The organism is Candidatus Polarisedimenticolia bacterium, assembly GCA_035764505.1.
Lineage (GTDB): Bacteria > Acidobacteriota > Polarisedimenticolia > Gp22-AA2 > AA152 > AA152.
This window is the reverse complement of sequence record DASTZC010000271.1, coordinates 1-3,366: the sequence shown is the minus strand read 5'-3', so window position 1 is coordinate 3,366 and position 3,366 is coordinate 1. Positions and strand designations below refer to the sequence as shown.

The 3,366-nt window shown below is 68.1% G+C and carries 3 protein-coding genes; all 3 read right to left on the bottom strand.

Going from position 1 to position 3,366, the window contains the following annotated elements:
- Positions 1-96: 96 nt before the first annotated feature.
- A complete protein-coding gene (locus VFW45_17580) occupies positions 97-1,734 on the bottom strand; it encodes a PEP-utilizing enzyme (GenBank protein ID HEU5182602.1) in 1,638 nt (545 codons plus the stop codon).
- 101 nt (positions 1,735-1,835) lie between these two features.
- Positions 1,836-2,831 (bottom strand): aldo/keto reductase, encoded by a 996-nt coding sequence (locus VFW45_17575; protein HEU5182601.1) that lies wholly within the window; start codon positions 2,829-2,831, stop codon positions 1,836-1,838.
- 77 nt (positions 2,832-2,908) lie between these two features.
- A complete protein-coding gene (locus VFW45_17570) occupies positions 2,909-3,295 on the bottom strand; it encodes a VOC family protein (GenBank protein HEU5182600.1) in 387 nt (128 codons plus the stop codon).
- Positions 3,296-3,366: the final 71 nt, after the last annotated feature.

The following is a 3,366-nucleotide window of genomic DNA, read 5'->3' as shown; positions in this document are numbered from 1 at the left end:
GCACCGGCAGGCCGTCGCGGATCGCCTGGCCGAGCCCGACCGCCTTCGAGCCGTACAGCGCGATCTCGAGCGCCTTCTCGAGCGGAACGACCTTCTTCACCCCAGCACCGTGACCTCGCCGGCGTCGCCGTCCACCCGCAGCCGCGTGCCGTCGGCGATCCGGTCGGTCGCCTCGCGCGTCCCAACCACGCCCGGGATGCCGTACTCGCGCGCCACGATCGCCGCGTGCGACAGCAGCCCGCCGGCATCGGTCACGATCGCGCCGAGCAGCGGCAGGAGGATGTTGAACGCCTCCGTGGTCGATTCGGTGACCAGGATGTCGCCTTTGTGAATCCGATCGAACTCCGAGGGGTGGGAGACGCGGCGCGCCGGCCCTTCGTAGATCCCCTTGCTCGCCGCCAGGCCGCGCAGCTTCTTCTCCTCGTGCGCCGCCTCGGAGCTGCCGAACAAAGCGCCCAGGGCAACGCCGATGGCGCGCGCCATGCGCGCCGCGGCGGGCGGCAGGCCGGACAGGTCGGGCGGAGCCGGCGCGGGAGGTCCGAGAACCGCCGGCGCCTCCTTGGCACTGTGCGTGGTGCGCCACTGGAAGCGGCGCGCCAGCTCATCGGCGTCCGGGGCATCCGCCCCGGAGAGCAGCGCCCCCATCTCCGCGGGGCTGGCGTCGATGAAATGAGCGGCTTCGTGAAGTCTCCCCTTGCGGGCCAGGCGCTTGCCGGCCGCCAGGGCCGCGCGCCGCATGAGCCCGGAGGCCCAGATGTCGCTGAACACGCCGCGCTCGTCGCGGATCGGATAGGTCAGCCGCGCCTCCTCGAGCAGCTCGTCGAAATGGGCGCGGTGCTGCTCCGGAACCTTGCCGCGCACCTCGGCGATCTTTCCCTGGACGTCGGAGGTATCGGTGCCGGCACCCGCGACCGCGGCCCGGATCGCCCGGCGCAGCGCATCGGGCAGCTCGAGGGCGAATGGATTGGAAATATCGAAGCCGTCGAGCAGGCGGAAGCCGACGAGATCGAGGTAGGCCGAGACCGCCGGCCCGGTTTCGGGGTCGGCGCGCAGGGTGTCGAGCACCCGTCCGGCGTCTTCGTCGGAGTCGAGGAGCTGGTGCATCTTGGCGCTCTTCCCAACCGCGGCGATCAGCGCGTGGAGCTGCTCGGAGGCGCCAGCCGATACCGGCGCCGTGCCGCGCATGAGGGAGAGCAGGTCCGCCGGGGAAACCTGGGCCCAGCCGCCGACATGCGCCAGGAAATCTCCGGTCGGCATGACGGCCGCGGCGGTGAAGCGCATGTGCTGGCGGAGCATTCCGGCATGGTGCTCGCGGCAGCGCACCAGGTGCGCCGCCAGCTCCGAGTCGGAGAGCTTCTCCGGATCGACGGCCTGGATTTCGCGGTGTGCCTTGATCGAGGCCGGCTTGACGGTCTCGTTCCATTCGCGCAGCTGCTCGCGCCAGAACTTCCGCTGAAACACCTCCTCCGCCCGCTGGAAGCGCTTCGGGATTTCGCTCTCCGGCGCCGGCTTGACCGCCTTGTAGCCGAAGCCATTGACGTAGGCCATTTCGAGCCCGTCGATCAGCAGGCCGTAGTTCTCGGCGAACTCATGGGTGCCCCGCTTGAAGGGCTCGGGATGGACCTCCATCCAGTAACGCGTGGCCGGCCGGGGGAAGTGAACCGTTTCGAGCTCCCAGGTCCCGGGTCCCGGGGGGTCGAAGCGCAGATCGGAGTCTTTCCGGGCGGTAGTCAAGGCAGTCTCCTTAGTCGGGCTGCAGGGCGGCTTTTCCTCGCAGGTTTGCCGATGACTTTAGCAGGTTTCCCGGCGGAGGTGGGAATCGAAGCGCTTGCCGTTCAGCGATCGGTCATGCGCTCCGTCTTTTCGGGGTAGCGGTTCCCCTGCACGGTGAGCTTCGAGGCGGCGCTGTCGATCTCGTGCAGGTCGGCGGGAGTCAGCTCGATGTCGGCCGCCGCGAGGTTCTCAGTGAGCCGAGTCTGTCTCGTCGTGCCGGGAATGGGAACGATCCAGGGCTTCTGTGCGAGAAGCCAGGCCAGTGCAATCTGGGCGGGCGTCGCGTTCTTGCGTGCCGCGACGGTGGTGAGCAGGTGTACGAAGGCAAGGTTGCTCTTCCGGGCATCCGGCTCCAGGCGCGGCACCGTGGCGCGGAAGTCGGAGCTGGCGAAGGTCGTCTTCTCGTCGATGGTCCCGGTGAGGAAGCCTTTGCCGAGAGGGCTGAAAGGGACGAACCCGACTCCAAGCTCCTCGAGCGTCGGGAGGATCTCCGCTTCGGGGCGCCGCCACCAGAGCGAGTATTCGCTCTGGAGCGCGGCGACCGGCTGCACCGCATGCGCCCGGCGAATCGTCCGGGCAGAGGCTTCGGAGAGACCGAAGTGCCTGACCTTCCCTTCCTGGATGAGGTCCCGAATCGTCCCGGCGACTTCCTCGATCGGCACCTCCGGATCGACCCGGTGCTGGTAGAGCAGGTCGATGGCATCGACCTGGAGACGCTTCAGGGAGGCTTCGGCGACCTGCCGGATGTGCTCCGGCCGGCTGTTCAGGCCCACGGCCTGCGGCCCTCCGGCCGGATCGAGCGCGAAGCCGAACTTGGTAGCGATCACCACCCGGCCTCGGAAAGGGGCGAGGGCCTCGCCCACCAGCTCCTCGTTCGTGAACGGTCCATAGACTTCGGCGGTATCGAAGAAGGTGACGCCCCGCTCGACCGCCGATCGGATGAGGGCGACCATCTCCTGGCGGTCCGCCGCGGGCCCGTAGCCCCAGCTCATCCCCATGCAGCCCAGGCCCAGCTCCGACACCTCGAGGCCGCTGTTTCCCAGCTTGCGCTTCTTCATCGCTCCTCCGTGCGGCGGGAATGGCCCGCGCAAGGATGCCCGGGACGACCACGCCTCGATTCGATCCGTGAGCCTTTCTAGGCAGGCTCCTGGTTCATATAGATCCGGTTGCCGTACAGGTCCTCGAGAGTCACCCCCGTCCCATAGGGCTGCACCTGCGGCTCGCCGTGGAAGCGTACACCCGCTTCCTTCATGCGGCGATACTCGGCAAGGCAATCACCCGTCTGGATCCCGAACAGCGGCTGGGAGCCGGCCTGCCGTCCCACCAGGGCGCGGGTCTCTTCTGTTTCCGCCAGCTTGAAGACGATCGCTACGGTCTCGTCGTCGGGCAGGCGCAGCGTGACCCAGCGCTCCTTCCCGAAGGGGACATCCTCCGCCACGACGAATCCCAGCTTGCGCGTATAGAACTCGATCGCCTCGTCATAAGCCTTCACGAAAACCGTCCACAACGACATCCGCTTCATGACCGCCTCCTTCAGGCCGGTAACCCGGCGCGGATCTCGATCCCGTGGTTGCCTTGGACTCGAACGAATCG

What these genes read in the sequence shown, in the direction of transcription:
- VFW45_17575 (HEU5182601.1), bottom strand. Translation starts at nt 2,831, where the DNA reads ATGAAGAAGCGCAAGCTGGGAAACAGCGGCCTCGAGGTGTCGGAGCTG.
- VFW45_17570 (HEU5182600.1), bottom strand. Translation starts at nt 3,295, where the DNA reads ATGAAGCGGATGTCGTTGTGGACGGTTTTCGTGAAGGCTTATGACGAG.